The following is a 385-nucleotide window of genomic DNA, read 5'->3' on the forward strand; positions in this document are numbered from 1 at the left end:
GCGGTCGACTGGGAAATCGACGACATCGCCGAGGAGGACGGCGACCTCTGCGTCAGCTTCCGCCTCGACGCCCCCGATGGCCTCCCCGGCTGGCCGCACCCGGCGGCGCTGCGCATGCTGTTCCGCTTCGGCGAGCGCCTGACCCTGCGACTCACCAGCGAGAACCTCGGCAGCAAGCCGCTGGTGCTCAGCCAGGCACTGCACACCTACTTCGCGGTCAGCGACAGCCGCGAGATCGCCATCGAGGGCCTGGAAGGCGCGCGCTACATCGAGACCCTGGATAACTGGGAAGAACGCACTCAGCACGGCGCGGTACGGGTCAAGGGCGAACTGGATCGCATCTACCTCGGTCTCGAACGCGACCTGCTGATCAAGGACCCGCGCT

The 385-nt window shown here is 67.5% G+C and carries 1 protein-coding gene; it reads left to right on the forward strand.

Annotated features, from left to right (window positions below):
* On the forward strand, positions 1-385 hold a 385-nt coding region (locus FLP08_RS17300), incomplete at both ends, for an aldose epimerase family protein (protein ID WP_500681186.1).

Origin of the sequence: Christiangramia aestuarii (assembly GCF_009735585.1) — a bacterium.
GTDB lineage: Bacteria > Bacteroidota > Bacteroidia > Flavobacteriales > Flavobacteriaceae > Christiangramia > Christiangramia aestuarii.